General features: G+C 61.3%; 26 protein-coding genes. 17 read left to right on the top strand and 9 right to left on the bottom strand.

Features of this window, described 5'->3' with window-relative positions:
* Positions 1–277: 277 nt before the first annotated feature.
* Complete coding sequence (gene pcaR / locus AC3Z8Y_RS04115; RefSeq protein ID WP_490088573.1) at positions 278–1,120, bottom strand: pca regulon transcriptional regulator PcaR; 843 nt, start codon at positions 1,118–1,120, stop codon at positions 278–280.
* 472 nt (positions 1,121–1,592) lie between these two features.
* Between pcaR and AC3Z8Y_RS04110 the strand changes: the two genes are divergently transcribed.
* From AC3Z8Y_RS04110 to gpgF, 5 genes are all read left to right on the top strand, one after another.
* Positions 1,593–1,796: a hypothetical protein gene (locus tag AC3Z8Y_RS04110; RefSeq protein ID WP_181117167.1), complete on the top strand. Its 204-nt coding sequence runs from the start codon at positions 1,593–1,595 to the stop codon at positions 1,794–1,796.
* 129 nt (positions 1,797–1,925) lie between these two features.
* A complete protein-coding gene (locus tag AC3Z8Y_RS04105) occupies positions 1,926–3,398 on the top strand; it encodes an inorganic phosphate transporter (RefSeq protein WP_490088572.1) in 1,473 nt (490 codons plus the stop codon).
* Positions 3,399–3,506: 108 nt separating this feature from the next.
* Positions 3,507–4,655 (top strand): N-acetylglucosaminyl phosphatidylglycerol synthase, encoded by a 1,149-nt coding sequence (gene gpgS, locus AC3Z8Y_RS04100; protein ID WP_490088571.1) that lies wholly within the window; start codon positions 3,507–3,509, stop codon positions 4,653–4,655.
* On the top strand, positions 4,648–5,427 hold the full coding sequence (gene gpgD, locus AC3Z8Y_RS04095) for an N-acetylglucosaminyl phosphatidylglycerol deacetylase (protein WP_490088570.1): 780 nt from the start codon (positions 4,648–4,650) through the stop codon (positions 5,425–5,427). Before gpgS ends, gpgD begins: the two co-directional genes overlap by 8 nt.
* A complete protein-coding gene (gene gpgF / locus AC3Z8Y_RS04090; protein WP_490088569.1) occupies positions 5,424–6,419 on the top strand; it encodes a glucosaminyl phosphatidylglycerol flippase in 996 nt (331 codons plus the stop codon). The genes gpgD and gpgF overlap by 4 nt, the downstream gene beginning before the upstream one ends.
* Here the strand turns inward: gpgF and AC3Z8Y_RS04085 are convergent.
* Complete coding sequence (locus AC3Z8Y_RS04085; protein WP_490088568.1) at positions 6,397–6,594, bottom strand: hypothetical protein; 198 nt, start codon at positions 6,592–6,594, stop codon at positions 6,397–6,399. The genes gpgF and AC3Z8Y_RS04085 overlap by 23 nt on opposite strands.
* A 17-nt stretch (positions 6,595–6,611) precedes the next feature.
* On the bottom strand, positions 6,612–7,463 hold the full coding sequence (gene purU, locus AC3Z8Y_RS04080) for a formyltetrahydrofolate deformylase (RefSeq protein WP_490088567.1): 852 nt from the start codon (positions 7,461–7,463) through the stop codon (positions 6,612–6,614).
* Between the two features lie 261 nt (positions 7,464–7,724).
* Here purU and mvaT point away from each other — a divergent pair, with 261 nt between their 5' ends.
* Entirely contained in the window at positions 7,725–8,105 is a 381-nt protein-coding gene (mvaT, locus tag AC3Z8Y_RS04075; RefSeq protein ID WP_490088566.1) for a histone-like nucleoid-structuring protein MvaT, read from the top strand.
* Between the two features lie 44 nt (positions 8,106–8,149).
* On the opposite strand, the gene sbcB is transcribed toward mvaT, so the two are convergent.
* Complete coding sequence (gene sbcB / locus AC3Z8Y_RS04070) at positions 8,150–9,580, bottom strand: exodeoxyribonuclease I (RefSeq protein WP_490088565.1); 1,431 nt, start codon at positions 9,578–9,580, stop codon at positions 8,150–8,152.
* A gap of 151 nt (positions 9,581–9,731) precedes the next feature.
* Between sbcB and AC3Z8Y_RS04065 the strand changes: the two genes are divergently transcribed.
* Genes AC3Z8Y_RS04065 through AC3Z8Y_RS04050 form a run of 4 tightly spaced genes read left to right on the top strand, consistent with a single transcriptional unit; the run spans position 9,732 to position 13,598 of the window.
* On the top strand, positions 9,732–10,349 hold the full coding sequence (locus AC3Z8Y_RS04065) for a DUF4129 domain-containing protein (protein ID WP_490088564.1): 618 nt from the start codon (positions 9,732–9,734) through the stop codon (positions 10,347–10,349).
* A complete protein-coding gene (locus AC3Z8Y_RS04060) occupies positions 10,346–11,419 on the top strand; it encodes a DUF4350 domain-containing protein (protein ID WP_490088563.1) in 1,074 nt (357 codons plus the stop codon). Before AC3Z8Y_RS04065 ends, AC3Z8Y_RS04060 begins: the two co-directional genes overlap by 4 nt.
* Complete coding sequence (locus AC3Z8Y_RS04055) at positions 11,416–12,396, top strand: AAA family ATPase (protein WP_490088562.1); 981 nt, start codon at positions 11,416–11,418, stop codon at positions 12,394–12,396. The genes AC3Z8Y_RS04060 and AC3Z8Y_RS04055 overlap by 4 nt, the downstream gene beginning before the upstream one ends.
* An 11-nt stretch (positions 12,397–12,407) precedes the next feature.
* Positions 12,408–13,598 carry a DUF58 domain-containing protein gene (locus AC3Z8Y_RS04050; protein ID WP_490088561.1) on the top strand — a complete coding sequence of 397 codons (1,191 nt, stop codon included), beginning with the start codon at positions 12,408–12,410 and terminating at the stop codon, positions 13,596–13,598.
* Here the strand turns inward: AC3Z8Y_RS04050 and AC3Z8Y_RS04045 are convergent.
* Positions 13,567–13,926 (bottom strand): PilZ domain-containing protein, encoded by a 360-nt coding sequence (locus tag AC3Z8Y_RS04045; RefSeq protein WP_490088560.1) that lies wholly within the window; start codon positions 13,924–13,926, stop codon positions 13,567–13,569. The two genes, AC3Z8Y_RS04050 and AC3Z8Y_RS04045, sit on opposite strands and share 32 nt — an antisense overlap.
* A 135-nt stretch (positions 13,927–14,061) precedes the next feature.
* Positions 14,062–14,436: a tol-pal system YbgF family protein gene (locus tag AC3Z8Y_RS04040; RefSeq protein ID WP_181117154.1), complete on the bottom strand. Its 375-nt coding sequence runs from the start codon at positions 14,434–14,436 to the stop codon at positions 14,062–14,064.
* Positions 14,437–14,592: 156 nt separating this feature from the next.
* On the opposite strand from AC3Z8Y_RS04040, the gene pyk reads away from it, so the two are divergent.
* The 7 genes from pyk to AC3Z8Y_RS04005 all read left to right on the top strand — a co-directional run bounded on the left by pyk (position 14,593) and on the right by AC3Z8Y_RS04005 (position 21,635).
* Positions 14,593–16,044: a pyruvate kinase gene (gene pyk, locus AC3Z8Y_RS04035; RefSeq protein WP_490088559.1), complete on the top strand. Its 1,452-nt coding sequence runs from the start codon at positions 14,593–14,595 to the stop codon at positions 16,042–16,044.
* A 122-nt stretch (positions 16,045–16,166) separates the two neighbouring features.
* Positions 16,167–16,994, top strand: a complete 828-nt coding sequence (locus AC3Z8Y_RS04030; RefSeq protein WP_490088558.1) for an STAS domain-containing protein — start codon at positions 16,167–16,169, stop codon at positions 16,992–16,994.
* Positions 16,995–17,004: 10 nt separating this feature from the next.
* A complete protein-coding gene (locus AC3Z8Y_RS04025; RefSeq protein ID WP_181117151.1) occupies positions 17,005–17,427 on the top strand; it encodes an STAS domain-containing protein in 423 nt (140 codons plus the stop codon).
* Positions 17,387–17,785, top strand: a complete 399-nt coding sequence (locus AC3Z8Y_RS04020; RefSeq protein WP_490088557.1) for an ATP-binding protein — start codon at positions 17,387–17,389, stop codon at positions 17,783–17,785. Before AC3Z8Y_RS04025 ends, AC3Z8Y_RS04020 begins: the two co-directional genes overlap by 41 nt.
* Positions 17,776–18,756: an ATP-binding protein gene (locus AC3Z8Y_RS04015; RefSeq protein ID WP_490088556.1), complete on the top strand. Its 981-nt coding sequence runs from the start codon at positions 17,776–17,778 to the stop codon at positions 18,754–18,756. The genes AC3Z8Y_RS04020 and AC3Z8Y_RS04015 overlap by 10 nt, the downstream gene beginning before the upstream one ends.
* A complete protein-coding gene (locus AC3Z8Y_RS04010) occupies positions 18,749–20,515 on the top strand; it encodes an ATP-binding response regulator (RefSeq protein ID WP_490088555.1) in 1,767 nt (588 codons plus the stop codon). Before AC3Z8Y_RS04015 ends, AC3Z8Y_RS04010 begins: the two co-directional genes overlap by 8 nt.
* The gene (locus AC3Z8Y_RS04005; protein ID WP_490088554.1) at positions 20,505–21,635 is read left to right on the top strand and encodes an ATP-binding response regulator; all 1,131 of its coding nucleotides are present in this window, start codon (positions 20,505–20,507) and stop codon (positions 21,633–21,635) included. Before AC3Z8Y_RS04010 ends, AC3Z8Y_RS04005 begins: the two co-directional genes overlap by 11 nt.
* Positions 21,636–21,659: 24 nt before the next feature.
* On the opposite strand, the gene hemB is transcribed toward AC3Z8Y_RS04005, so the two are convergent.
* The 3 genes from hemB to alaC form a co-directional block, all read right to left on the bottom strand.
* A complete protein-coding gene (gene hemB / locus AC3Z8Y_RS04000; protein ID WP_490088553.1) occupies positions 21,660–22,634 on the bottom strand; it encodes a porphobilinogen synthase in 975 nt (324 codons plus the stop codon).
* 18 nt (positions 22,635–22,652) lie between these two features.
* Positions 22,653–23,816, bottom strand: coding sequence for a cyclopropane fatty acyl phospholipid synthase (gene cfa / locus AC3Z8Y_RS03995; protein ID WP_490088552.1), 1,164 nt, complete (start codon positions 23,814–23,816; stop codon positions 22,653–22,655).
* A 329-nt stretch (positions 23,817–24,145) separates the two neighbouring features.
* On the bottom strand, positions 24,146–25,387 hold the full coding sequence (gene alaC, locus AC3Z8Y_RS03990; RefSeq protein WP_490088551.1) for an alanine transaminase: 1,242 nt from the start codon (positions 25,385–25,387) through the stop codon (positions 24,146–24,148).
* Positions 25,388–25,408 lie beyond the last annotated feature (21 nt).

Below are 25,408 nucleotides of genomic sequence, written 5' to 3'. Positions count from 1 at the left end.
ATCCACCGTAAGCACGCACTTAAGCACCGCACGCGCTCATTCGAACGTGTGGCTGCTCTACAGTTGCGTAATAGTGTTGTTCAGGCCCGAAGTCGGCCGTATTGACAGAAGCGCGGAGGTTGCTGAAGGAGAGTGACGTTCATGGCAAAGCCTCTCGCTTTATTATGGCCGGCCGGGGGTCCCCGGCCAGTCAAGCGACATTAGAAGTGACTCGGGAAACCGTCAATTCGATAAACGCATATTGGTGCGTTTATCGAACGGATCTCAGCAGCGCGGCTCAGCTGAACAGCTGGCTACTGAGGTCGCGGCTGGCAGCGAGCATGATCGGCAAAAAGCGCTGCTCCAGTTCGCCCCGGCTTACGCGGCCAGCATGGGTGCTCACGTTAAGGGCGGCCAGTACTTGCCCGGAGGCGTCGTACACCGGCACGGCAATCGAACGAAGGCCCTGCTCCAGTTCCTGGTCGACAATGCACCAGCCTTGCTGGCGCACCTGCTGCAGGCAACGCGCGAGCTCGTCGCGGTCGGTAAGGGTCTTGCTCGTCTTGGGCTGCAGTTCCACATGCTCCAGGTATTCGCGCAGCGTGGCGTCATCCAGGGCCGACAGCAGGATCCGCCCCATCGACGTGCAATAGGCCGGTAGCCGGCCACCCACCGACAGGTCCACTGAAATGAGCCGCTGCGTAGTGGCGCTGCGGGCGATATACAAGATGTCGTCGCCTTCGAGGGTTGCCATGTTGCAGGCCTCGTGAAGCTGTTCACTCATGCGGTCGAGGTAGGGCTGAGCAGACACCGCCAGGGGCGTGGACGACAGGTAAGCGTGGCCGAGCGTGAGCACCTTGGGCAGCAGCGAGTAGGTACGGCCGTCGGTTGTGGCGTACCCCAGCTTGATCAACGTATGCAGGCAGCGCCGCACGGCGGCACGAGGGATCTCGGTTCGGTGGCTGATCTGCGCGATGGTCAAATGGCGCTTGCGCTCCTGGAAGGCTTGCACCACAGCCAGCCCCCGGGCCAGAGACGTCATGAAGTCGGGGTCGCCCGCGAACGCCTGTATGCGCTTGGCCGGCGAGGCAATGATAGGCGGGGCCAGTGAACTGAAGGCGTTGCGCAGTTGATCGTTCATAGAAGGTCCTCTGAACCGCGAAGGTCATACCAGCGTAGGGCGATTATCGAACGAACGGCCGATAATCGCAATTGACCCCGTATCCCTGCCACTATACCTTTAGCGAGCCCTATTCGACTTCCCGGAGAGACTGGTCAGGTACCCACCAGGGGAGTCGGGCGCAGCCTCGCTCAAGCGGGGCTTTTTTTATTCTCTCCGATCAATTACCCGCCTCGTTCAAGTGTTTTTAAACTTTCTTGTACATATACGGATCCAACAGTGGTGCTGTATCTGTTAGCCGCGCCACGGAACTACACCTGTATGTATATTTAGAAACCAACGGAAAGTTGACTACGCTTGACCCATGGCGCTACCGTTGCGCAGCCGTCGTTGCACGGTGTTTCACCCGGACGCAACCGGCCTCCCACTCTCCATTCGGCAGCGCTTGCAATCCGGATATTCCATCTCGGTACACATAAAAAAAGGTAACCATGTGACTAAAGACGAACTGCGCGCGGAACTTGAGCGCCAGGAGAAACGTTTCAAGGATGTTTACGGTGGCGAAGTTACCACCTATGCCGCTCAGCCCGAGCCAGAACGAAAGCCGTGGCGTAAACGTGCCAGCCTGCTGGACCAGGCGTTCCAGCAAGAGATCGAAAAGATCGAAAAGGAACTGAAAAGCCCTGAAGCGAGCTGAGTACCTTTCAACCGCCGTGCGGAGCGCCTGTGGCAAGTGTGCTGCGCAAGCCGATCAGCAGGCGGGGCATCGACTTTCGGGATTTTCTGTCATAATCCCGCCCCCTTAACGGCTGGTCACAAAATCTTCATGATCGATCTATTCAGCGGACTGGACGCCTGGGTCCTTATAAGCCTGTTCGTGGCTTTGGCCTTCGTCCTCGCCTTTGAGTTCATCAATGGCTTTCATGACACCGCCAACGCGGTGGCGACCGTCATCTACACCAAAGCAATGCCGCCGCATCTGGCCGTCCTGCTTTCCGGCTTCTTCAATTTCCTCGGTGTGTTGCTCGGCGGCGTGGGCGTGGCGTATGCCATCGTTCACTTGCTCCCGGTCGAGCTGCTGATCAACGTCAATACCGGCCACGGCCTGGTGATGGTGTTCTCGCTGCTGGCCGCCGCCATCGCCTGGAACCTGGGCACTTGGTACTTCGGCATCCCGGCGTCCAGTTCTCACACGCTGATCGGCTCTATCCTCGGGGTAGGCCTGGCCAACGCCATGATCAACGACATCCCGCTGGGCGAAGGTGTGAACTGGCAGAAAGCTATCGACATCGGCGCGTCGCTGGTCGTATCGCCCATGGTCGGTTTCGGCGTTGCCGCGCTCATGCTGATCGCGCTCAAGCGCTGGCGCCCGCTGTCCAAGATGCATAAAACGCCCGAACAGCGTCGGCGCCTGGATGACAAAAAGCACCCTCCTTTCTGGAACCGCCTGGTGCTGGTGCTCTCCGCCCTGGGCGTGAGCTTCGTCCACGGCTCCAACGACGGCCAGAAAGGCATCGGCCTGATCATGCTGGTACTGATCGGCATCGTTCCCAGCCAGTTCGTGCTCAACCTCACCAGCAGCACCTACGAGATCGAACGCACCCGCGACGCCACCCTGCACCTGGCGCAGTTCTACCAGCGCAACAGTGCCAGCCTCGGCGAGTACCTGGCCCTGGGCAAGTCGAGCGCGGGGGACCTGCCGGAGCAGTTCGAATGCAACCCGCAGCAGACCGAACCGACCATCAATGCGCTGCAGGAAAACCTGCGTGGGGTTTCCGACTACCACACCCTGCCTGCCGACAAGCGTATCGAAACCCGCCGCTTCCTGCTTTGCCTGGACGACACCGCGCGCAAGGTAGGCAAGCTGCCCGGCCTGGATGCGCGTGAAAAAGCCGACCTGGACAAACTGCGCAAGGACCTCACCAGCACCACCGAGTACGCACCGTTCTGGGTAATCTTCGCCGTGGCGCTGGCGCTTGGCGTGGGCACCATGGTGGGCTGGAAGCGCGTGGTGCTGACCATCGGCGAGAAGATCGGCAAGCAGGGCATGACCTACGCACAGGGCATGTCCGCGCAAATCACCGCCGCCTTCGCCATCGGCCTGGCCAACGTGTTCAGCCTGCCGGTCTCCACTACCCACGTGTTGTCGTCGGGGGTTGCAGGCACCATGGTTGCGAACCGTAGCGGCCTGCAAGGCAGCACCGTCAAGAATATCCTGCTGGCCTGGGTGCTCACCCTGCCTGTATCCATGGCTCTGGCCGCTGGCCTGTTCTGGCTGGCTTCCAAGCTCATCGCCTGATGCGTCAAGGCCGCTCCTGCCGGGGCGGCCTCTCTTCCCTTCCCCTCCTGTGTCACGCCAGCACTAAACGAAGCGCCGGGATCGAACATCTAATGTTCATGAAGGTCCATGCTAGGACCACGGCCCGAAGGAAAGCTGATCGTGCACATTGCTGACATCACCATGTTCTATGCCCCAGCCAGTGGGGGGGTTAGAACTTACCTTGATGCCAAACACCGTCGCCTTGCCGGCAAAGCCGGCATCCGTCACAGCCTGTTGATCCCTGGCCCCAGCCTCAGTGAAGAAAATGGCGTGTACCGGGTGCCGGCGCCCGCCCTCCCCTTTGGCAACGGCTACCGGTTCCCTTTACGCCTGGCCCCTTGGCGAAATGTGCTCAAAGACCTGCAACCTGATCTCATTGAAGTCGGCGACCCCTATCTTACGGCGTGGGCGGCACTCGATGCCCGCCGCCAACTGGATGTTCCGGTGATAGGTTTTTATCACTCTGACCTGCCCTTGCTGGTGAGCAACCGTATGGGTAACTGGTTCACTCCGAATGTGGAGGCCTACGTCAGCAAGTTGTATGGCAACTTCGACCGGGTGCTGGCCCCCAGCAAGGTGATGGCCGATAAACTTCGGCGCCTGGGCATTCGGGACGTTCATGTACAGCGTCTGGGTGTAGACCTGGAGACATTCAACCCCGCGCGCCGGGATCCCGAACTACGCAAGCAACTGGGCATTGCCGAAGACACCCGCCTACTGATCTTCGCCGGGCGCGGCTCGAAAGAAAAAAACATTCCTGTATTGCTTGAATGCATGAAGTATCTCGGCCCCGGCTATCACTTGCTGTTAGTGGGCTCGAATATGCCAGCGAATGTTCCCGAGAACGTATCGGTGATCAACCACTTCTGCCCTATCCCCGAAGTGGCGCGCCTGATGGCCAGCGCCGATGCCCTGTTGCATGCCGGCAACCAGGAAACTTTCGGCCTGGTGATCATCGAAGCCATGGCCAGCGGCATTCCGGTGGTGGCGGTCGATGCCGGTGCGTTCAAGGAACTGATCACCGACGAAGGCGGGCTGCGTTGCCCGCCCAACGACCCAGGCGCCATGGGCGAATGCGTGCGGCAATTGTTCAATGCCGACCCGGCCGCCTGGGGGAAGCGCGCCCGTGCCTACACTGAGCGAGAGTTTGCCTGGGATGCCGTGGTCAGTGGCCTGTTGGGCCATTACCGCGCGGTGCAGACCCGCTACGGCATGCCGGTGGTGGCCCATGGCTGATACTGCGAACACCGGGGAGCGCAGCGTACTGCTGGTACTGCATGATGTTGCACCGCAAACCTGGCCGGACTACCAACCCTTCGTAGAGGCAGTGGATGCCCTCGGCGGCGTAACCATGACCCACCTTGTGGTACCCGACTTCCACCATCGTAACCGCCTCGACCAACACCCGGAATTCTGCCGTGTGCTGGAGCAACGCCTGAGCAAAGGGGATGAACTGGCGTTGCATGGCTACTTCCATGCCGACGATGCGCCCCCGCCACGAACGCCCAGGCAGTGGTTCATGCGGCGCGTATACACCTGGGAGGGCGAGTTTTACACGTTGGCCGAACAGCAGGCACTGGAGCGCATCGGCAACGGCATCGAGATGTTCCAACGTCAGCAGTGGCCATTGGAAGGTTTTGTGGCACCGGCCTGGCTGATGAGCGAAGGCACCCGCAAGGCCCTTCGTAAGCTCCCACTTTCCTATACCAGCGACCCACAGCACTTCTACCGGCTGCCCAGCTTCGAGAAAATCCCGGCCCCGGGGCTGGTGTGGAGCGCTGGAAGTGCCTGGCGGCGCAGCCTCTCCCGGGTAGTGAGCGACTGGCAGCTCAAGCAATGGCGGGCTGCGCCGTCGCTACGCCTGGGCCTTCACCCGGTGGACATGCGATATCCCGAGTCACGCGAGTATTGGCTGAACACGCTGCGCCGCCTGCTCGAAGAGGGACGTATCGCGCAGACCAAGCGCAGTTGGCTGGCGCAGCAGGGCCACTTGGCCCAGGCCGCATGAAACGCCTGGGCTGGCTGGCGCTGGCGTTGGCAGTTGCAATTGCACTGCCATGGGCGCTTGGCGGCGGCGAGTTGCTTGGCCGCTTGCGCGGTTTCCCGCTGCCGTTGCTGCTGGGATTGTTCGCGATGATCGGCCTGTGCTGGACACTCAATGCCATACGCCTTCGGGTGTTGCTCCAGGCACAGGGCAAACGGCTGAGCCTGCCTCGCACCATCGGCATGGTGATGGCCACTGAATTCGCCATTTGCGCGACCCCGGGCGGCAGCGGTGGCCCCCTTACGTTGGTAGCGTTACTGGACCGCCAGGGTGTACCGCCGGCGCGCAGCGGGGCGGTGTTCGCCATGGATCAGCTGAGCGACCTGCTGTTCTTCTGCCTGGCCATTGCCGGTGTGTTGCTGTACGCGCTGTTCCATCAACTCAACAGCCGCATGGAATGGCTGCTCGGCAGCAGTGCGCTACTGATGACGCTGGCGCTTTTCGCGTGCTGGGGGGTGGCCCGCCATCAGCGCTACTTCGTGTCGCTCACGGCTTTCATCCTCAAACGCCTTCGCATGTCCAGGCCGCGCCGTTGGCGCTGGGCCAGGCGCTGGCTGCATTTCGTGCATGCGTTCAAGGATACGCTGGGAATGCCCAAGGGCTCACTGGCCCTGGCTTTCCTGCTTACATGCTCACACTGGGCCTTGAGGTTCAGCGTGCTCTGGCTCGCGCTGCGCGGGCTAGGCTCCGACCTGGACTGGGCCTGGGCATTTCTCGTGCAGATTCTTTCATTGAGCGCGGGGCAGTTCAGCCTGCTGCCAGGTGGCGCTGGCGCAGCCGAGCTCACCAGCGCGACCCTGCTGGCGCCCATGGTTGGCAAGCCTACCGCGGCGGCCGCCATTCTGATCTGGCGCGTTGTGACGTACTACTTCTACCTGCTGGCTGGCGCGCCCATTTTCGTGTTGATGGTGGGCAAGCCGCTGTTGCGCCGGCTTATGGCGTTTCGTCAGGCGTAACAGGGCCAGGCTCAGAGTGCTCGTCGCCGGCCACCGCTTGCCACAACGCTTGGGCATCGGGAAATTCCGTGCCGTGCGCAGGTGTAAGGGCTTGCGGATCGTAGCGGGCCGTACAACCCTCGCCAAGGGTGGGCGGTGCTGTGGAGGTGGCACGGTCCAACGGGTTGTTGCTCATGCTCACCTCCAGGCAGGTCAGTCGAACACGACCGTCTTGTTGCCGTGCACCAGCACACGGTCTTCCAGATGGTAGCGCAGGCCCCGGGCAAGGACCATTTTCTCTACGTCCCGGCCCAGGCGGACCATGTCTTCGGTGCTGTGGCTATGACTGATGCGAACCACGTCCTGTTCGATGATAGGCCCGGCGTCGAGTTCTTCGGTCACATAGTGGCAGGTGGCGCCGATCAGCTTCACACCGCGCGCGGCAGCCTGATGGTACGGCTTGGCCCCGACGAACGAGGGCAAGAAGCTGTGGTGAATGTTGATGACGCGCTGCGCATAGGCACGGCACAGTTGCGGTGGCAGGATTTGCATATAGCGGGCAAGCACCACCACATCGGCGGCGTGCTCGCTTACCAGGCGCGACACTTCGGCAAATGCCGGCTGCTTGTCCGCTGGATTGACCGGAACATGGTAATAAGGAATGCCATGCCATTCGACCATGCTGCGCAGGTCGTCATGGTTGGAGATCACGCACGCGATATCGCAATCGAGTTCCTGGCTATGCCACCGATGCAACAGGTCGGCAAGGCAATGGGATTCCCGGCTGGCCATCAGCGCCACGCGCTTCTTGCAAGCCGAGTCGGTGATCTGCCACACCATGGAAAATGCTTCGGCGATAGGCGCAAAGGCAGTGCGGAACTCTTCCAGGCCAAAAGGAAGGCTATCGGCGCGGATTTCGTGGCGCATGAAGAACCAGCCACTCTGCTCATCGGAGTGGTGGCTGGCTTCGGTAATCCAGCCATTGTGTGAAGCCAGGAAATGGCTGACCTTGGCAACAATGCCAACGCCGTCGGGGCAGGCGATCACCAGCCGGAAAGTGCGCATCGGTAAAGCTCCAGTACATCGAGAAAAGAACCGCATTCTAGCGACTACCGCGAGAATCTGCAGTATCCACAACGTCGCAACCGGCTTTTGCCGATACCGGCATTGGCACACGGCGTGCCCCGCCCATCGCGAAAACATGCGGAAATAAAAATGTTGAAGGAGTGTTATCCACTAATTGAAAACACCGAAGGTTAATCTTTACTCCAATTACTTCAGTGTTTATTATCGTCGCGGATCGTCAACCCATTCATAGGTAGTGTCATGTCGCTTATCAACGAATACCGCACCACGGAAGAAACCATCAAGGAACTGCAGGCCCGCCTGCAAAGCCTGTCCCAAGACAAGAACCTGCAAACCGAGCTGGAATTCGAAGGCAAATTGCGCGACCTGATGGGCGAATACCAGAAGTCCCTTCGCGACATTATCGCCCTGCTGGACCCTGAAGCTCGCAACTCCAAGCCAGGCCGTAGCGCACCTGTTAAAACCACCGGTACCAAGCGTGCTCGCAAGGTGAAGCAGTACAAAAACCCGCACAACGGCGAGATCGTCGAAACCAAAGGCGGCAACCACAAAACTCTGAAAGAGTGGAAAGCCAAGTGGGGCGGTGACGAAGTCGAAAGCTGGGCAACTCTGCTGGGTTAATCCCTGTCGAGCTTCTCACCCAACGCCAGCACTGCTGGCGTTTTTTATAGCTGTAGTTTCAATCGCAATCCGTCTACGTAGTGTTGCCACCGCCCCAGCAATGCACGCTGGGTATCCGACGCGTTGGCCAACGCTTGCGCCATGGCCTGCTCGAAACTGCCAAGGGTATGCGGTGCGCCGAACGCCGGATCGCTCAGCCGGCCACGGCAGAATGTTTCCCACAGGGCGCGTTCCCCGGCGTCGAGGGTGTGCGGGAAATTCCGGGCACGATAACGGAACAGCAACTCGGGCAACCGTGGGTCATCGAACATCCAGGTTTCACGGGCAAGCGCTTCGGGCCTGCTGTCTCGAACTTTCTGACAGAGCCGCCGGTCCCGCTCCCCGATAAAGCCTGCATACAGCTGCTGTTCCGGGTCGTCACTGGGTGCGAAATCATCGCTGGAATAAATGTGTTCGAGTTTGCTCGACCATAAATGCTGGGCCTCGCGCAAGCCCTTGACGCGAGTTTCATAAATGCCAAAGTCGATCTGCAATCGTTCATGGTCTTTTTTGGCGATCACACCCAAAGGCGCAATCGCCGGGCACCGATTAACATGGATCAACTTCAACGGTACCGGTAATTCGCCGTCAAGCAGTTGATCGCGACGCGTATACAGCCGGCGGGCCAATATGTGTGCCTCTTCTTCCCACAATACACAGGGCTCGTGGCTGAGGTCGCAAACGATGAGTGCGTTGCGATTACGTGGATGCCAGGCCAATGGCAGCACAACACCCAGATAATTGCGTGCGGCCCCGAAGCGACCGGAAATATGCACCATCGGGCGCATCAGTTGAACCTGCTCGATAACCTTGTGTTTGCTGCGCAGTGCAAAGAACCATTCGTAGAGTTTAGGCTGACGTTCACGAATCAGCCGAGCCAGGCCAATGGTCGCCCTTACGTCCGACAGCGCGTCGTGCGCCTGGCCATGGTCGATACCGTTGGCGGCGGTAAGCAATTCGAGCCTGAGCGACACCTGGCCGTCGGCGCAAGGCCACTCGATGCCTTCGGGGCGCAACGCATAGGCAGCGCGTACCAGGTCGATCAGGTCCCAGCGGCTGTTCCCTCCTTGCCATTCCCTGGCGTAGGGATCGTAAAAGTTGCGGTAAAGGCTGTAGCGCGTGACCTCGTCGTCGAAGCGCAGCGTGTTGTAACCCGCCCCACAGGTGCCGGGCTGGCTCAATTCGGCATGCACCCTGGCCATGAATTCGGCCTCTGGCAGGCCGCGTTCGCGCAAGCGTGCGGGATCAATCCCCGTGACCAGGCATGCCGCCGGATGCGGGAGAATGTCATCAGCCAGGCGGCAATAAAGGTTGACCGGTGTGTCGATCTCGTTCAGTTGCAGATCGGTACGGATACCCGCCACCTGCACTGGCCGGTCTCGGCTGGGGACAATACCGGTGGTTTCGTAGTCATACCAGAACAGGCTTGTGGTCACAGCAGCTTCCTGAAGCGAGAAGGCTTACAGTTTAAGGGCCCAATGGGGCGCTAGCCAGTTTCAAGCCGTTACGTGCGAATACTCACAGGCCGGTTGCCTGAACGCACGGCCATGGCTAGCATCGGGTGCCTATCCCTTGCCATGAACGGCCATGCCGCTGAACGGACTCCCTCCCCCTCCTCGCCTGGCTGCGGCAATGCTCCTCTTACTGCCGCTTGCAAGCCATGCCGAGCCTTCCGCTCCATCTTTGAGTGCAGAGGCCGCGAGGGCCACCATCGGCCGCCTTTTGAACGCACCCGCCTACACTGGCCAGATATTCTCCGCGGGCGAATTGGCTGCGGGGGCAGCGGTCGCTTTTCTGGTGGCACTGGCGCTGGTCATGAGCGAGCGGGCAACACGCAGGAAAGCCGCGCCGGTGTGGCCAGGCGCCTACAGCGCCATCATGGCGCCAACCAATCTTGCGCCGGTGATCGAGACCGCCGAGCATGAATGGTCAGCCTCTCCACAGGCGGCGCTGGACCTTCTCTATCAAGGGCTGCTTGCGCGCCTTGCCACGGATTACCACCTTCACATCCCGCCCAGCGCGACGGAGCCGGAGGTGCTCGCACGGGTCGTGAGCCTAAGGCTGAGTGCACTCGAAGATTTCACTCGCCGGTTGATTCAGCAGCGGCAACGCGCTGTCTATGCCGGCATGCCGCCCGATGACGCCGCATGGGCCGCCCTTGTCGCCTCCTGGCATCGGCTGTTCCCGACCGATGTGAACGCATGAAACGGCTAGCCGTCGCGGCGCTGTTGATCATTGCGGGGCTGTTATCCCTCGCCGCGCTCCGGGTGCACCGCGACGCAGACCCGTACCTGGCCGCTGAACAGTTTTTGCGCGAGCAAGGGCTGCAGGTGACCCGAACCCAGGACCTGGCGCCCCTGAGCCGAGTGCCCCCGGTGGATTTAAGCGTAATGTTGCTCGGGGACCGTGAATACATGAGCCCAAGCCAAGCCCAGACATTGCTGGCGTGGGTGTATGCCGGGGGGCGCTTGCTGGTAACAGTGCAAGGGTATTGGGCGCCAGGCCGTGGCGCGGCCGACCCGCTGCTGGACCCGCTCAACATCCGCTTGCTCGATGCCTATGCAAGCGCTGGCGGCGCCCCGGTGTCCGCGCGCACCACCCTCACCGCGATGTACCTGGAAAGCGAGCGGGCGCCTCTGCTGATGGGCTTCGCACCGGGCCGGCACCTGGAGGACGCCGATGACCTGGCACAATCCTGGGCCAACAGCCCGCAGGGGACCCACATGCTGCAACTTACCATGGGCGCTGGCACCCTTACGGTGGTGAGCGACACCGCGCTGTGGCGCAACCGCGCCATCGGCCAGTTCGATAATGCCTGGTTGCTGTGGTACCTCAATCAAGGCCGCCACGTGGTCATGCAGTACCGGGAAGCTACCTCTCGCGCAAGTGTGCTTCAACAGCTCGCCACCTACCCCGCTACACTTGCCAGTGCCGTATTGCTGTGCGTACTTCTGGCGTGGGCCACCGCCGCCCAATGGGCGCTGCTCAAGCCAAGGCCCCGAGCCGCCCGCACAAGGCGCCCGCACCCAGGGCACCCGACGGAACAGGCATTGCTTCGCAGCCTGCGCGAAGACATCCACTGGCAAGCCAGCCAACGCTATCCCGGCTTCGCTCACTGGCCGGTCGCCGAGCAGTGGCACCTGCTGGCCAAACTTGCCGCAACCTCTACCGCTCGCATTGCCGAGGCCATGCGACCACCGGCGGGAGAGGCTCGCACGGGCTTGTCCTTCGAACAGCAGGTGGCGCGGCTGCAAATCATCAGGAATGCCCTATGACCGACAACTTCAGCGCCCCATCGCCCGATACAGACGGCCCGCATACCGTGCCCGCAAGCAGTGCATCGCTCGCCGCCTGGGCGAACGAACTCAACACGGCGCTGGTCGGCCAGCCGGCGGTTATCGAAGCGCTGCTGATTGCCTTGCTTGCGGGGGGCCATGTACTGCTGGAAGGCCCGCCCGGGTGCGGAAAGCGGACCGCTGCGCGCGCGCTGGCTGCTTCCTTTGGTGCAGCGTTCAGCGAAGTGCCATGCCTGCCCGCACCGGCTTTAGCGGCGCTGCATCCGCAGCCGAGCAACAGCGGCGAGGCCAGCGCAACCGGGCAGGTACTGCTGGTTCATGGGATGGAACAGGCCAACCTGGACACCCAATCGGCACTGGGCCAGGCCTTGCGGGCGGCGGCGGAAGACACCCTGGAACTCCCCGCCGGCCAGGTCGCCCCCTTCTTGTTCATTGGCTGTCGTCATCCATTGGACAGTGCCGGGGTCATGCCATTGAGCGAGTCATTGCTCGACCGCTTCATGATGGCGGTACCGGTGGGCTTCCCAGGGGTGGAAGACGAAACCCGCATGGTCCGCGAGGTCAGCCTTTCGCCTTTCGATGACATGCTCGCCATTGCAGCCCCACAGCGCCTGTACACCTTTGCCCAGGTGCTCAGGCTACGCGCCAGCCGGGCTGAGGTTCGAGTGGATGAGCGATTGGTCGACTACGCGGTACGGCTGGTGCGAGCGACGCGCTACGGGCCGCGCCTGAGCACCGGCGCCGGGCCACGCGCTGCCATTGCCTTGGTGCGCTGTGCCCAGGCCCGCGCTTTGCTGCAAGGCCGCGACCATACGCTGCCAGAGGATATCAAGGCGTGCGCACCCGCAGTGCTGCGCCACCGTGTTCGATTGGCCGTTACCCAGCGCGTAGAGGGTATTGCGCTGGAGCAGGCGCTGGCCGAACAGCTGGATCAGGTGGGCGCTCCCCGCCCATGAGGCATAGGCGCGTGATTCGCCCACGCTATCGCGTGTGCATCCTGGCCGCCGCGCTGCTCGGGCTGGCCCTGGCTACCGAAGGTACCGGGCTCAACGGTGCGCTGCTTGCCAGCGCATGCGCCGCGGCCGTTGCGCTGAGTGCGATTGATATCGGCTGGGCACTGCGCCTTCGGCCACAGGTGCTTGAACGGGAACTGCCAGGCCGGCTCGCCGTTGGCGAGGAGCACCTGGTATGGGTCACGTTGCAAAACCCCTACACCCGCCCCTTGCGGGTTCGCTACAGCGAACCGCTTGAGGCGGAGCGCGGCGCCCGCTTGTCGGGGTTGCCTCGATTGTTGACCATCCCCGCCAGGTACCGCGCCCGGTTCGCCTATGGGCTATGCCCCATAAGCCGGGGCGCCTTCGGGCTGGACGCCTGCGAGCTCCATGTCCCTGGGCCGTTTGGGCTATGGGAGGCTCGGCACTTGCATTCATTGCCCCAGCGCAGCCGCGTGGGGCCGGCGCTTGGTGCGCTTGAATCTCTCAGCCACCACCACAGGGTTGCTGGGCCAACGCGCTCGGCTGATCTGGTGTTGTGGATCGATACCGGTCCATTCATGGCAAGCACCCGGCAGGGCGAACGGCTTCTCGATCACGCCATTGACGCGGCCCTCGCGCTCGCCTGCCATGCCATGGCGCAGGGCCAACGGGTCGCGTTGCACCTGGAGGGCGGCCAGGGGCGTGAGTACCTGAGCCCAGGTATGGGGGACCGCCAACTGCAGGCGCTGTATCGGATCCTGGAAGATCCACCGCTGAGCATCCAGCCCACTGATTGGGCCGCCAGCGCCGCCAGCGTGCTGGAACACACGGCCCGCCGCGCTGTTGTAGTACTGCTCACTCGCCTGCCTCATGAACCCGCTCAAGTGATTCCTCCGCTGGCCGCGGTCGCCGCCGCCCACCGCCTGATCGTGGTGGACTGTGTCGAACAGGTAGTACATCAGCAGGCGCGGTCCCCCGTGCACGATAATGCATCGGCTCACGCCTACTGCATGGCCATAGAGGTGCTTGCTGGGCGGGAACGCCTTTGCCTGGCGCTGGAAGCGAGCGGGGCCCAGACCCTGGTGGCGCCTGGCGCGCAACTGCCCGAGGCGCTGTTGGCCTGCTATGCGCGCTTGAGTGAAACGGAGCGCCTCAGGCCGAGGCGCTCAGGGGGAGGAAACTGAAGTAACGGCGCAAGGCGCCCACCAGTTGCTCATACTCCATAGGCACCTGAAGCAGCATGAACCCTGAATCATAAAAGCCGGGTGTCGCGTCTTCCTGGCACCACAGGCAGCTGCCGGTGAGGTTGATCAACTGAATCTCGCCATCATGCGCCGGGACCTTCAGCTGAAGCTCAAAGTCAGGGCCGACCAGTAACGGCACAGTACTGATCAGCATCAACCCGGCTTCAGACACGTTCCCCAGGTAACCGATCGGGCGGTCGGTATAGCGGTTATACACCTTGAGGTAGTACGGCAATTGGTGCCGCTCTATGCGTCGTTCGATATACATGGCGTGTTCACTGTTTCGTAGCCGTATCATTCGGACTGGCACACAGCACTTAAAGTGCCTTCCGATCCCAAGCTTGGCAAGAAGCTTCCAGAAGGCTAGCACTCTGCCAGTAATTTTTCCTCCCTGATCCGGTAGTTAGTTACCCACCGGATGCGTCACCGCCGCGCCTTCCGTCGGGAATCGGCCGAGTTGCTCAAGGGTTTGCAACCTGGCTTTCGCGCGGTAGGCGTACTCGCTTCCAGGGTACTGATAAATGATGAACTGGTACGTCTGGGCGGCGTCCGGGTAGAGGTTCTGCCGTTCCAGGCATTGCCCGCGCAGCATGGCACTTTCCGGCCTTATATAGGGGCGGGCGCGGCTCTTTCTGTCTACTTGCGACAATTCCAGCATGACCTTCTGACAGTCGCCGTCGTCATACGCTCTGTAAGCGCTATTCAAATGCTGATCCATCGACCAGCGGGTACAACCGGCCAGAGCGGCCAGCACCGTCAACACAATGAGGGTTCGCATGGAGATCTCCTTTACACCTGAAGTGTATCGGCCAGCGGGCGAAATACTTCAACCCTGCGTGCGCCCCTCGCACCCGCTCAGGTAGTGCAAACCGTCGATGACTACAGCGGCTTTGAGGAGTAGCCTCTCACCGCGCGTCAATAAAGGAGCCAGTGCATGACCGTACGCCGTACAAAAATCGTCGCCACCCTCGGCCCAGCCAGCAATTCGCCAGAGGTACTGGAGCAACTGATTCTCGCCGGGCTCGATGTCGCTCGCCTCAACTTCTCCCATGGCACCCCGGACGAGCACAAGGCTCGCGCTCGGCTGATCCGCGATATCGCTGCCCGCCACGGCCGCCACGTCGCGTTGTTGGGCGACCTTCAGGGCCCGAAAATCCGCATTGCCAAGTTTGCCAGCAAGCGCATCGAACTCAAGGTCGGTGACCCGTTCACCTTCTCTACCACGCACCCCCTCACCGAAGGCAACCAGCAGGTGGTAGGTATCGACTACCCAGACCTGGTCAAGGATTGCGGCGTGGGCGACGAACTGTTGCTCGACGACGGTCGCGTGGTCATGCGGGTGGAACGTGCGGACGCCGACGCGCTTCACTGCGTGGTACTGATCGGCGGCCCGTTGTCGGACCACAAGGGCATCAACCGCCGCGGCGGTGGCCTGACCGCGCCCGCCCTCACCGAGAAAGACAAGGCTGACATCAAGCTCGCGGCGGAAATGGACCTGGATTACCTCGCCGTATCCTTCCCCCGTGATGCCGCGGACATGGAATACGCGCGGGAACTGCGCGACGCTGCGGGCGGCACCGCCTGGCTGGTGGCCAAGATCGAGCGCGCCGAAGCCGTTGCCAACGACGAAAGCCTCGACGGGCTGATCCGCGCCAGTGATGCGGTAATGGTCGCACGTGGCGACCTGGGCGTGGAAATCGGCGATGCCGAGCTGGTGGCCATCCAGAAGAAGATCATTCAACACGCGCGCCGCAACAACAAGGCCGTGATCGTGGCGACCCAGATGATGGAGTCGATGATCCAGAACCCGATGCCCACCCGTGCCGAAGTGTCCGACGTGGCCAACGCCGTGCTGGACTACACCGATGCGGTGATGCTTTCGGCTGAAAGCGCCGCAGGTGCCTACCCGATCGAAGCGGTGCAGGCCATGGCGCGGATCTGCCTTGGCGCGGAAAAGCACCCCACCAGCAAGAAGTCCAGCCACCGCCTGTATACGCAGTTCTCCCGCTGCGACGAAAGCATCGCGCTGGCAGCCATGTACACCGCCAACCACTTCCCTGGCGTGAAGGCGATCATTGCACTGACTGAAAGCGGCTATACCCCGTTGATCATGTCCCGCATCCGCTCCTCGGTGCCGATTTTCGCGTTCTCGCCTCACCGCGCAACCCAGGCGCGCGTGGCAATGATGCGCGGCGTGTACACCGTGCCGTTCGATCCCTCTGCCTATGAAGTGGGCAAGGTCAGCCAGGCGGCGGTAGACGAGCTGCTCAAGCGCGGCTTGGTGGAGCAAGGCGACTGGGTGATCCTTACCAAGGGCGACAGCTACCACACCATCGGTGGCACCAACGGCATGAAGATCCTGCATGTAGGGGATCAGTTGGTTTAAGCCTGTGCAAATGGGCTCTTCCCTCAGGAAGGGCCCCGCAGCCCGGTGCTTGCGCTTCTGTTTGTGCAGCCTTCTTGTTACTGTGGCTCGTTTTTCAGACGAACCCCCACAGGAAGGCTTTAATGACCGTCGCTGCGCTTGCTGAAATCTTCAAACAGAACGAAAGCGCTATCCTCGAGCAGTGGATCGAGATCCAGCGCCAGGCAGGGATCCGCTCGGATCTCATCGACGACCGCACCATGGTCGACAACTCCCGGGACCTGCTCAAGGCGTTCATACGCGCAGTGACCGAGAGCGGTGACGACCTCAATCACTCAGGCTGGGCTCCAGTCAAGTCCCTGCTCGAGCGCCTGTCCCAGGCCCAGAGCCGCCAGGGCTTCACCCCGACCGAAACCGCGACCTTTATTCTCTCCCTCAAGGAACCGGTATTTGCCTTGCTGACCGATGCGGGCAACGAACTGCTGACCGTGAGCCGGCTGATCGACAAGCTCGGCCTTTACAGCATGGATCGTTTCCTGTCTGGCCGTGAGGCGGTGATCCGTGAGCAGCAGGAAAGCATGCTGGAACTGTCCACCCCGGTAGTTCAGCTCTGGGCCGGCGTGCTGGCGGTGCCTCTGATCGGCTCGCTGGACAGCAACCGCACCCAGGTGGTGATGGAAGCACTGCTGCAGAAAATCGTGGAAACCGAGTCTGACATCGCCATCATCGACATCACCGGCGTGCCTACCGTAGACACCATGGTCGCGCAGCACCTGCTCAAGACCATCACCGCGGCCAAGCTGATGGGTGCCCGTTGCATTATCAGCGGTATTCGCCCGCAGATCGCCGCCACTATCGTGCACCTCGGCGTGGAACTGGGCGATGTCGTTACCAAGGCTTCGCTGTCGGACGCCTTCCAACTGGCCCTCAAGGAGCTGAACGTTCGCCTCGTCAGCGCCAATCCACGCTGAGGTTCGCGTAATGGTCGACAAGATTCCGATTCTCAAGATGGGCCGCTACCTGTTGTTGAGCATCCAGGTAGACATGCATGACCAACTGGCCATGGACCTTCAAGAGGACCTGACCGAACAAATCGTTCGACACAGCGCCAAAGGCGTCCTTATCGATATCTCCTCTCTGGAGATAGTCGATTCGTTCATTGGCCGCATGCTGTCCCACATCGCCAACGTCTCGAGAATACTCGATGCCAAGGTCATCGTCGTCGGCATGCAGCCGGCGGTAGCGATCACCCTGGTAGAGCTCGGGCTGTCGTTGTCAGGGATCGCCACTGCGCTCAATGTCGAAAAAGGCATGCGTTGGCTGGAAAAGAACGTGAACGATGATCTGGTCGCCGAGGTCGAGAGTGACGAACACAGAGACACTCCCGCTGAAACAGGAAACTGACATCGTCATTATCCGCCAACGGGTGCGCAAGGCCGCCGAAGAAGCACGGCTTGGCCTGGTATCGCAGACGAAGATCGTGACGGCTGCCAGCGAAATCGCGCGCAACGCGCTCATCTACGGAGGCGGCGGTGAGTGCCAGCTGGAACGCACCCAGCGTGACGGCCGCGCGGCCGTAAGGTTGGTGGTTGCCGATCAGGGCCAGGGTATCGCCGACCTGGACCAGGCCATGGTGGACGGTTACACGTCCGGCGGCGGCCTGGGCCTTGGCCTGAGCGGTGCCCGCCGGCTGGTGGACCATTTCACCATTCAAACCGCACCTGGCGAAGGAACAACCGTGGAACTGTGGAAATGGAAGTAGACAGCCAGGCGTGCAGCCTGGTGCTCACCGTAGCCGACCTGGCGCACGTGGACGCGGCCCGCCGCGCGATCGTGCGCCAGGCCAGCCAGCTGAGCACCGACGAGGCGCTGCTGGGCAAGCTCACGCTTGTAGTGCAGGAGCTTGGTCGCAACCTGGTGCTTCATGGCGGCGATGGGCAATTGATCTACCGCCAGGGGCCTGAAGGCTTCCACCTGCTTGCGGTGGACAACGGGCCGGGCATGGCCAATGTGAGCCAATGCCTGGCCGACCATTACTCCTCCATCGGTACCATGGGCGTGGGCCTGGGATCGGTGCGACGGCTGGCCGATCATTTCGATATCTTCAGCCAACCCGGCCAAGGCACCGTGGTGTATGCCAGCTTCCGCCTCGGGCCGGTGGCGCCGGGGCTGAGCCATGGCGCGGTATGCGTCCCCTACCCCGGCGAAACCGTTGCCGGCGATGGTTGGGCCGTGCTGGGCAATCGGGTAATGGTGTGTGATGGGCTGGGTCATGGCCACGCCGCCAACGCGGCCAGCGCACGGGCGCGGGAAGTGTTTCTCAGGCACGACCCGAAGGTGCCGCTGGAGCAACTGATGGAGCAGTTGCACCGCGCGCTCATGTCTACCCGTGGCGGCGCCGTCGGCATCGCCGAGGTCAAGCCGCAAGCCAGGCAGGTGCTGTATTGCGGTATGGGCAACATCGCCGGGCTGCTGCTCGCGGAAAAAAACCGCAACATGGTTTCCAGCAATGGCACCGTTGGCTACCGGATAGGTCGAACCCATACCTTCTCGTATCCGTGGGACCCCGGCACCGTGCTTATTCTATCCAGTGATGGCATCAAGACTCGCCTCGATACCGATCGCTACCCCGGGTTGCGAATGCGCCATCCGGAAGTCATCGCCGGGCTGCTGAGCCGTGACTTCGGTCGTCAGAACGACGACGCCACAGTGGTGGTGGCTCGAATTGACTGAACTCCGGCGGCTGAGCAGCCTGCTGATCCAGGCTGAAACCGATGTAGTGACCTGCCGGCAATGCGCCAAGCAGATCGCCCAGTGGCTGGGCCTGCCCGCGCTGGACCAGATTCGCCTGGCCACGGCGGTGTCCGAGATCGCGCGAAATATCTACCAATATGCGCGTAGCGGGGCGTTTCACTTTTACCTGGAGCGGGAGGCCCGCGGCAACGTTGTGAGCATCACCTTCGATGCCGTCGACCAAGGCCCGGGCATTGCCGAACTCAACCGCATCCTGGACGGTAGCTACGTCTCCCCTACGGGCATGGGTGTGGGCTTGCGTGGCGCACAGCGGCTGCTGGAGCAGTGGGATATCCAGACCAGCCCCGGGGGCACCCGTATTCGTGGCGGCAAGGCTGTGCATCCACCGAGACCATTCCCGGACGACCGCCAGATCGAAACCCTGCAGCGTGACCTGGCCAGTGCTGGCGTGGCCGACCCCTTCGTGGCGCTGCAGGAACAAGGCTCGGACCTACTCCTGACAGCAGCCGAGCTACAAAACAAACAGCGCGAGCTGGAAGCCACCAACCTGGAGCTGGAGACCACCAACAAAGGCGTGGTGGCGTTGTATTCAGAGCTGGAAAAAACAGCGCATGAACTTACCGCCGCGAGCGAATCGAAGTCCCGCTTCTTCTCCAACATGACCCATGAGTTCCGCACCCCGATCAACATCATCGAAAACATCTCGAAGTTGTTGCTCACGGGTAGCGATGGCGAGCTCAATGCCGAACAGCTCAAGCAGGTAGGCTTTATCAGCGCAGCCGCTGGCGAACTGGCCGAAATGGTCAATGAGTTGCTGGACCTGGCCGAAGCAGAATCGGGCCGGATGGAAGTGGTAGCCTCGGCGTTCTCGCTCGAATCGTTCGTGGAGCAGCTGCGTCAGTTCACTGCAGCGCTAGCGTTGCGTTATCCCCGCCTGAGCTGGGAAGTGATTTCTCCGGATCACCCGGTGATGCTGGAAACGGACCGCAACCGCTTGTTTCAGGTTATGCGCAACCTGATCAGCAACGCGTTCAAGTACACCCCTGAAGGCTCGGTCACCGTACGGGTATTCCAGCCAGACGAAAAAACCATTGAAATGGTCGTCGAAGACACCGGCGTGGGTATCTCCGAGGAGAACCTGAGCCGCATCTTCGAAGAATTCGCGCGTATCCGCATGCCGGGCCTTACACAGGTGCAAGGCAATGGCCTCGGCTTGCCGCTGGCACAGCGCCTGGCCGTGCTGCTGCGGGGGCAGATCCGCGTGAGCAGTGGCCTTGGCAAAGGCAGCCGCTTCAGCGTGGACATCGCCCGCTGCTTACATGAGGATGACGCCGATGACCTGGAAAACCTGAGCCTCGAAGGGCTCACTGTGTTGATCATCGACGACAACGAAGGCGACCGTTATCTGCTGCGGCGCCTGCTGGAACCCTATAAACCCTTGATCATCGAAGCGACGTCCGCCGGTGATAGTATCGACAAGCTGCATGCGGTACGGCCTGACATCATCTTCCTCGACCTTGAGCTACCTGACATCTATGGTGCGGATCTGCTTGAAAGTATGGATTGGGCCATGCACGCACGCGTGTTGATCAATACGGCCAAGCCGCTCAGCGACAGTGAGCGCCTGGCGCTGGCCGGCCAGTGCGCGGGTGTATTGCCAAAAGGCCAGGCGAACTACGCAGAATCGGTACTGCGGCAAGTGCGGCGACTGTCGGGGAGCTTGCGGGATGCGAACTAGGCGGATTCTGATCATCGACGACATGCATGCCAACCGGTATGTGCTGCGCAAGATCCTTTCCAACGAGGCCAACTATGAAGTGCTCGAGGCCAGCAACGGTGCCGATGGCCTGGCCTTGATGGATGCCAGCGTGGATCTGGTGATCCTGGACATCAACCTGCCGGACATGAGCGGCTTCGAGCTCATTCGCGAAGCCGAGCAGAAGCTGGGAAGCGATCATGTGCCGGCGATCATCAACATCTCGGCCACATTCATCAGCGGCTCCGACAAGGCCATGGGGCTGAACAAGGGCGCCCGGGCGTACCTCACCCACCCTATCAATGCCGACGAGATGCTCGCTACCATCGCCAGCCTGGTGAAGTCGGACAATCGCCTGGAACGGGTGGAACGGCGCCGTCAGGTCGCCGTCGCTCGCAGCGAGAGCCTGAAGTCCGAGAAGATCATGCTCGAGCGCTTCATGCGTTCGTTCAGCCATGACCTGCGTTCGCCGCTGGCGGCAGCAACAATGGTCACCGGGCTGATGAAGAAGAACCCCGCGCGGCGCACCGAAGAGTTGCTGCAGATCCTCGAAGACAACTTGCGCCGCATCGATCGCATGATCGGCAACGTACTGGATATTTCCCACGTGGCCATGGGTGGCGGGATCAAGCTCACACCCGAGCCGTTGGTAGTAGGGCCGCTGTTCGAAGACGCCCTCAAGAACCTGAGGCTGCAGATAGCGCAGCCTGTAGAAGCACAGGTGGACGTGACCGACCTTGTGGTGACCTGGGACCGCAATGCGTTTTTGCGAATACTCGACAACCTGGTGATCAACGCCAGCAAGCATGGGGACAGCGAAGCACCTATCCATGTGCGGCAGTGGCTGGAGGGTGGCGATATCTATTTCAGCGTTACCAACGTTGGCAACTTCCCCGAGGAAGTACTGACCAACCTTGCCACGCCCTACTTCATCTCCACCCGCAGCGAAACCAAAGGCTGGGGGTTGGGGCTGCCTATTGTGAAAGCACTCTGCGAGAGCTGTGGAGGACACGTGGCGTTCAATAACGCCGACGGCTTCGCTCAGGTAGCGGTAAGGCTGCCGCTTGTGTTGCACGGTCACGGTGCCAGCGGCCGCGAGTGAACGCGGCCTCGGGCAGGCGTGGAATCAGATCCCGTCGCGGGCGATGTCCATGGCGAAATAGGTAAGGATGAGGTCTGCACCGGCACGCTTGATCGCCCCCAGGCTTTCACGCATCACCCGGGCTTCGTCAATGGCGCCAGCCGCGGCACCGAACTTGATCATCGCGTATTCGCCACTTACCTGATAAGCCGCCAGCGGCAGGCGCGAGGCTTCGCGGATATCCCGGATAACATCGAGGTATGCGCCTGCTGGCTTTACCATCAGCGCATCGGCGCCTTCCTGTTCGTCCAGCAACGATTCCCGTATCGCCTCGCGGCGGTTCATCGGATTCATCTGGTAGGCCTTGCGGTCACCTTTGAGCGCGGTGCCGCCCGCTTCGCGGAAGGGGCCATACAACGCCGACGCGAACTTGGTGGAGTACGCCATGATGGACGTGCCATGGAAGCCTGCGGCGTCGAGTGCGCCGCGGATCGCATGCACCTGGCCATCCATCGCCGCGGAGGGCGCAATGAAGTCAGCGCCGGCCTGGGCGGCCACTACAGCCTGGCGGCCCAGGTTGAGGAGTGTGGCATCGTTGTCCACTTCATCACCGTGCACAACGCCGCAGTGGCCGTGCGAGGTGTATTCGCAGAAGCACGTATCGGACATCACCACCATTTCCGGCACGGTGTCCTTGCATATCCGGGCCATCCGCGCCACCAGGCCATTTTCGTTCCAGGTGTCGCTGCCGGTCGCGTCCAGGTGATGAGACACCCCGAAGGTCATCACCGAGCGGATGCCCGCCCGCGCGTAGCGCTCGATTTCGCCCGCCAGGCGAGATTCAGGGATCCGATTGACACCCGGCATGCTGGTGATCGGTACGAAGTCATCGATGCCTTCCTCTACGAAGATAGGCAACACCAGGTCCTGGAGGCGGAACTCTGTTTCCTGGAATACCGACCGCAGGGCCTCTGACCGGCGCAAGCGGCGGGGACGACTGACAGGGAACATATTGCTCATTGAAATACCTTTAGCTGATCAACTGACGCGCTCGTAGCCGCCGAGTACGCCTTTTTTCGACAGTACCCATTGCCAGAGCTGAATGTCACGCGCCCTGAACGCACCCGCGCAGGACAGTAAATAATATCGCCACATGCGGAAGAACCGGTCGCCCATCCGTTCGGCGAAGTGCGGCCAGGCCGCTTCGAAGTTCTCACACCATGCCATGAGCGTCTTGTCATAGTCGGCGCCGAAATTATGCATGTCTTCGGCAACGAACAACCCATCGATCGCATCGCCCACTTGGCCGATCGACGGCAGGTCGCCGTTACGGAAGATGTACTTGTCGATCCACCGGTCCGGTGTGCTGTGGCGGCGGTTCTTGCCGATGGTATGAAGGAGGAACAACCCTTCGTCCTTCAGGCAGCGGTGAGCGGTTTCCATGTAGACGCGGTGGTTCTTGCGGCCCACATGCTCAAACATCCCCACGCTGACAATGTGGTCGAACTGCTCGTCCACATCCCGGTAATCCTGAAGCCGAAACTCTATGGGCAGGTTTGAATAATGCGCCTTGGCCCAATCGCATTGCTCGCGAGAAATGGTAACGCCGACACATTCCACACCATAGTGCTCTGCGGCGTAAGACATGAAGCTGCCCCAGCCACAACCAATGTCCAGCACCCGTTGCCCGGGTTGCAGGCGCAGCTTGCGGCAGATCAGGTCCAGCTTGGCGGTTTGCGCCTCGGCCAGGTCGCTGGCGTCTTTCCAGTAGCCGCAGGTGTAGGTCATCCGCGGGTCGAGCATTTTCTCGTAAAAATCATTGCCCAGGTCGTAGTGCTGCTCCCCTACCTGCCACGCCCGGTCCTTGTTCTGCAGGTTCACAAACTTGGCCTTCACCGCGTGAAACAACAGCGCCGCCGGATTTATCATGTCTGCAACGCCTGCGCGCAACAGCCTGGCGAAGAACTCATCCAGATGCTCGGCTTCCCAGCCGCCGCTCATATAGGCCTCGCCCAACCCCAGGTTGCCTTCGGCCAGGGCCTTGGCGGGAACGCTGGGGTCTTTGAGGGTCATGTCCCAAGGCTGTACCCCATGCATGCCTATCCCTGCCTTGGCGAGGAGCTCCTGGGCAAAGCGCAACGAGCTGGAGTGGGAATCGGCGGACGCGGAAGAAGCGGGTGAACCAGAAAGCTTGGTGTGCATAGCTATCCCCTGTTCAAAACGTTCTAACTGAGCTGAGCGGATCTGGGCCTAAGGCAGGGAAAGTAAGATTTGGAGCCAGTCTAGTTGACGCGCTGACAGCGGGATTCCAGCGCAACGGCTACTAGAGCGTAACAGCCATACGCCAGCTTTGCCTGTCGCCAAAAGCGAATGCCGTGATGGATTTTATTTATCAAGGGAGGGTAAACCGGCAAAGGGCCAGCGCACAATGACAGCAGGAGAATAGTCCCTTGCTGAAGCGGCAATAATGAAAACTGCCGCTCCAGTTCAAGGCTGTGGTCGAGACATCACGAAGCCGGACCCAGATCGGCTTATTCCGGAATCGCCCCGCCTGGTGCCTTGGCTGGCTTGGGTAGCAAACCGTCAGCCCGGAACATCTGGCGGATGCCGCGCACGGCTTGGCGAATACGGTCCTGGTTTTCTATCAGCGCGAAGCGAACGTGGTCGTCGCCATAGTCACCAAACCCGATTCCGGGTGAAACACAGACCTTGGCGTCGGCCAAAAGCTTTTTGGCAAACTCCAGAGAGCCCGACTGTGCGTAGGCTTCGGGAATCTTGGCCCACACGTACATGGACGCCTTGGGGTTTTCAACCATCCAGCCGATCTCGTGCAGCCCTTTCACCAGCGTGTTGCGGCGCTGCCGGTACTGTTCGGCGATGTCCAGCACGCATTGCTGGTCGCCTTCCAGTGCAGCAATGGCGGCCACTTGCAACGGCGTGAAGGTGCCATAGTCGTGATAGCTCTTGATCCGCGCCAGTGCTGCAACCAGCTCCGGGTTACCCACCATGAAGCCGATACGCCAGCCCGCCATGTTGTAGCTTTTGGACAGGGTGAAGAACTCCACTGCAATGTCCTTGGCCCCCGGCACTTGCATGATCGAGGGTGCCTTCCAGCCGTCGTACACGATGTCGGCGTAAGCCAGGTCGTGGACCACCAGCACGTCGTAACGCTTGGCCAGCGCAACCACGCGCTCGAAGAAGTCCAGCTCCACACATTGGGCAGTCGGGTTCGAAGGGAACCCCAGGATCATCATCTTCGGCTTGGGAATGGACTCGCGAATCGCCCGCTCCAGCTCGTTGAAGAAGTCCACTCCGGGCACCAGCGGCACGGAGCGCACCTGAGCGCCGGCGATCACCGCACCATAGATGTGGATCGGGTAACTGGGGTTGGGCACCAGTACCGTATCGCCCTGGTCGAGCGTGGCGAGCATCAAGTGCGCCAGGCCTTCCTTGGAACCGATGGTGACGATGGCTTCGCTTTCCGGATCGATCTCCACCGCGTAACGGTCAGCATACCAACGAGAGATGGCGCGGCGCAGGCGGGGGATGCCCCGGGACGTGGAATAACCGTGCGTGTCTTCACGTTGCGCAACGTTCACGAGCTTTTCAACGATATGGGGTGGCGTAGCCCCATCGGGGTTGCCCATGCTCAGGTCGATGATGTCTTCACCGCGACGGCGCGCAGCCATCTTGAGTTCGGCGGTGATATTGAAAACGTAGGGGGGAAGGCGATCAATGCGCGCAAAGCGGCGCGGCGAACGGAGTTCGGCCATGGTGTCCTCGAGGTACGTAAG

It is taken from the genome of Pseudomonas sp. 3MAES_34.3B (genome assembly GCF_058145875.1).
Note: the sequence above shows the minus strand (reverse complement) of the source record. Positions and strands in the feature narration are given on the sequence as shown.

Coding starts and splice junctions, on each gene's coding strand:
- pcaR (WP_490088573.1), bottom strand. CDS start 1,120: ATGAACGATCAACTGCGCAACGCCTTCAGTTCACTGGCCCCGCCTATC.
- AC3Z8Y_RS04105 (WP_490088572.1), top strand. CDS start 1,926: ATGATCGATCTATTCAGCGGACTGGACGCCTGGGTCCTTATAAGCCTG.
- gpgS (WP_490088571.1), top strand. CDS start 3,507: ATGCTAGGACCACGGCCCGAAGGAAAGCTGATCGTGCACATTGCTGAC.
- gpgD (WP_490088570.1), top strand. CDS start 4,648: ATGGCTGATACTGCGAACACCGGGGAGCGCAGCGTACTGCTGGTACTG.
- gpgF (WP_490088569.1), top strand. CDS start 5,424: ATGAAACGCCTGGGCTGGCTGGCGCTGGCGTTGGCAGTTGCAATTGCA.
- AC3Z8Y_RS04085 (WP_490088568.1), bottom strand. CDS start 6,594: ATGAGCAACAACCCGTTGGACCGTGCCACCTCCACAGCACCGCCCACC.
- purU (WP_490088567.1), bottom strand. CDS start 7,463: ATGCGCACTTTCCGGCTGGTGATCGCCTGCCCCGACGGCGTTGGCATT.
- mvaT (WP_490088566.1), top strand. CDS start 7,725: ATGTCGCTTATCAACGAATACCGCACCACGGAAGAAACCATCAAGGAA.
- AC3Z8Y_RS04065 (WP_490088564.1), top strand. CDS start 9,732: ATGCCGCTGAACGGACTCCCTCCCCCTCCTCGCCTGGCTGCGGCAATG.
- AC3Z8Y_RS04060 (WP_490088563.1), top strand. CDS start 10,346: ATGAAACGGCTAGCCGTCGCGGCGCTGTTGATCATTGCGGGGCTGTTA.
- AC3Z8Y_RS04055 (WP_490088562.1), top strand. CDS start 11,416: ATGACCGACAACTTCAGCGCCCCATCGCCCGATACAGACGGCCCGCAT.
- AC3Z8Y_RS04045 (WP_490088560.1), bottom strand. CDS start 13,926: ATGTATATCGAACGACGCATAGAGCGGCACCAATTGCCGTACTACCTC.
- AC3Z8Y_RS04040 (WP_181117154.1), bottom strand. CDS start 14,436: ATGCGAACCCTCATTGTGTTGACGGTGCTGGCCGCTCTGGCCGGTTGT.
- pyk (WP_490088559.1), top strand. CDS start 14,593: ATGACCGTACGCCGTACAAAAATCGTCGCCACCCTCGGCCCAGCCAGC.
- AC3Z8Y_RS04030 (WP_490088558.1), top strand. CDS start 16,167: ATGACCGTCGCTGCGCTTGCTGAAATCTTCAAACAGAACGAAAGCGCT.
- AC3Z8Y_RS04025 (WP_181117151.1), top strand. CDS start 17,005: ATGGTCGACAAGATTCCGATTCTCAAGATGGGCCGCTACCTGTTGTTG.
- AC3Z8Y_RS04015 (WP_490088556.1), top strand. CDS start 17,776: ATGGAAGTAGACAGCCAGGCGTGCAGCCTGGTGCTCACCGTAGCCGAC.
- AC3Z8Y_RS04005 (WP_490088554.1), top strand. CDS start 20,505: ATGCGAACTAGGCGGATTCTGATCATCGACGACATGCATGCCAACCGG.
- hemB (WP_490088553.1), bottom strand. CDS start 22,634: ATGAGCAATATGTTCCCTGTCAGTCGTCCCCGCCGCTTGCGCCGGTCA.
- cfa (WP_490088552.1), bottom strand. CDS start 23,816: ATGCACACCAAGCTTTCTGGTTCACCCGCTTCTTCCGCGTCCGCCGAT.
- alaC (WP_490088551.1), bottom strand. CDS start 25,387: ATGGCCGAACTCCGTTCGCCGCGCCGCTTTGCGCGCATTGATCGCCTT.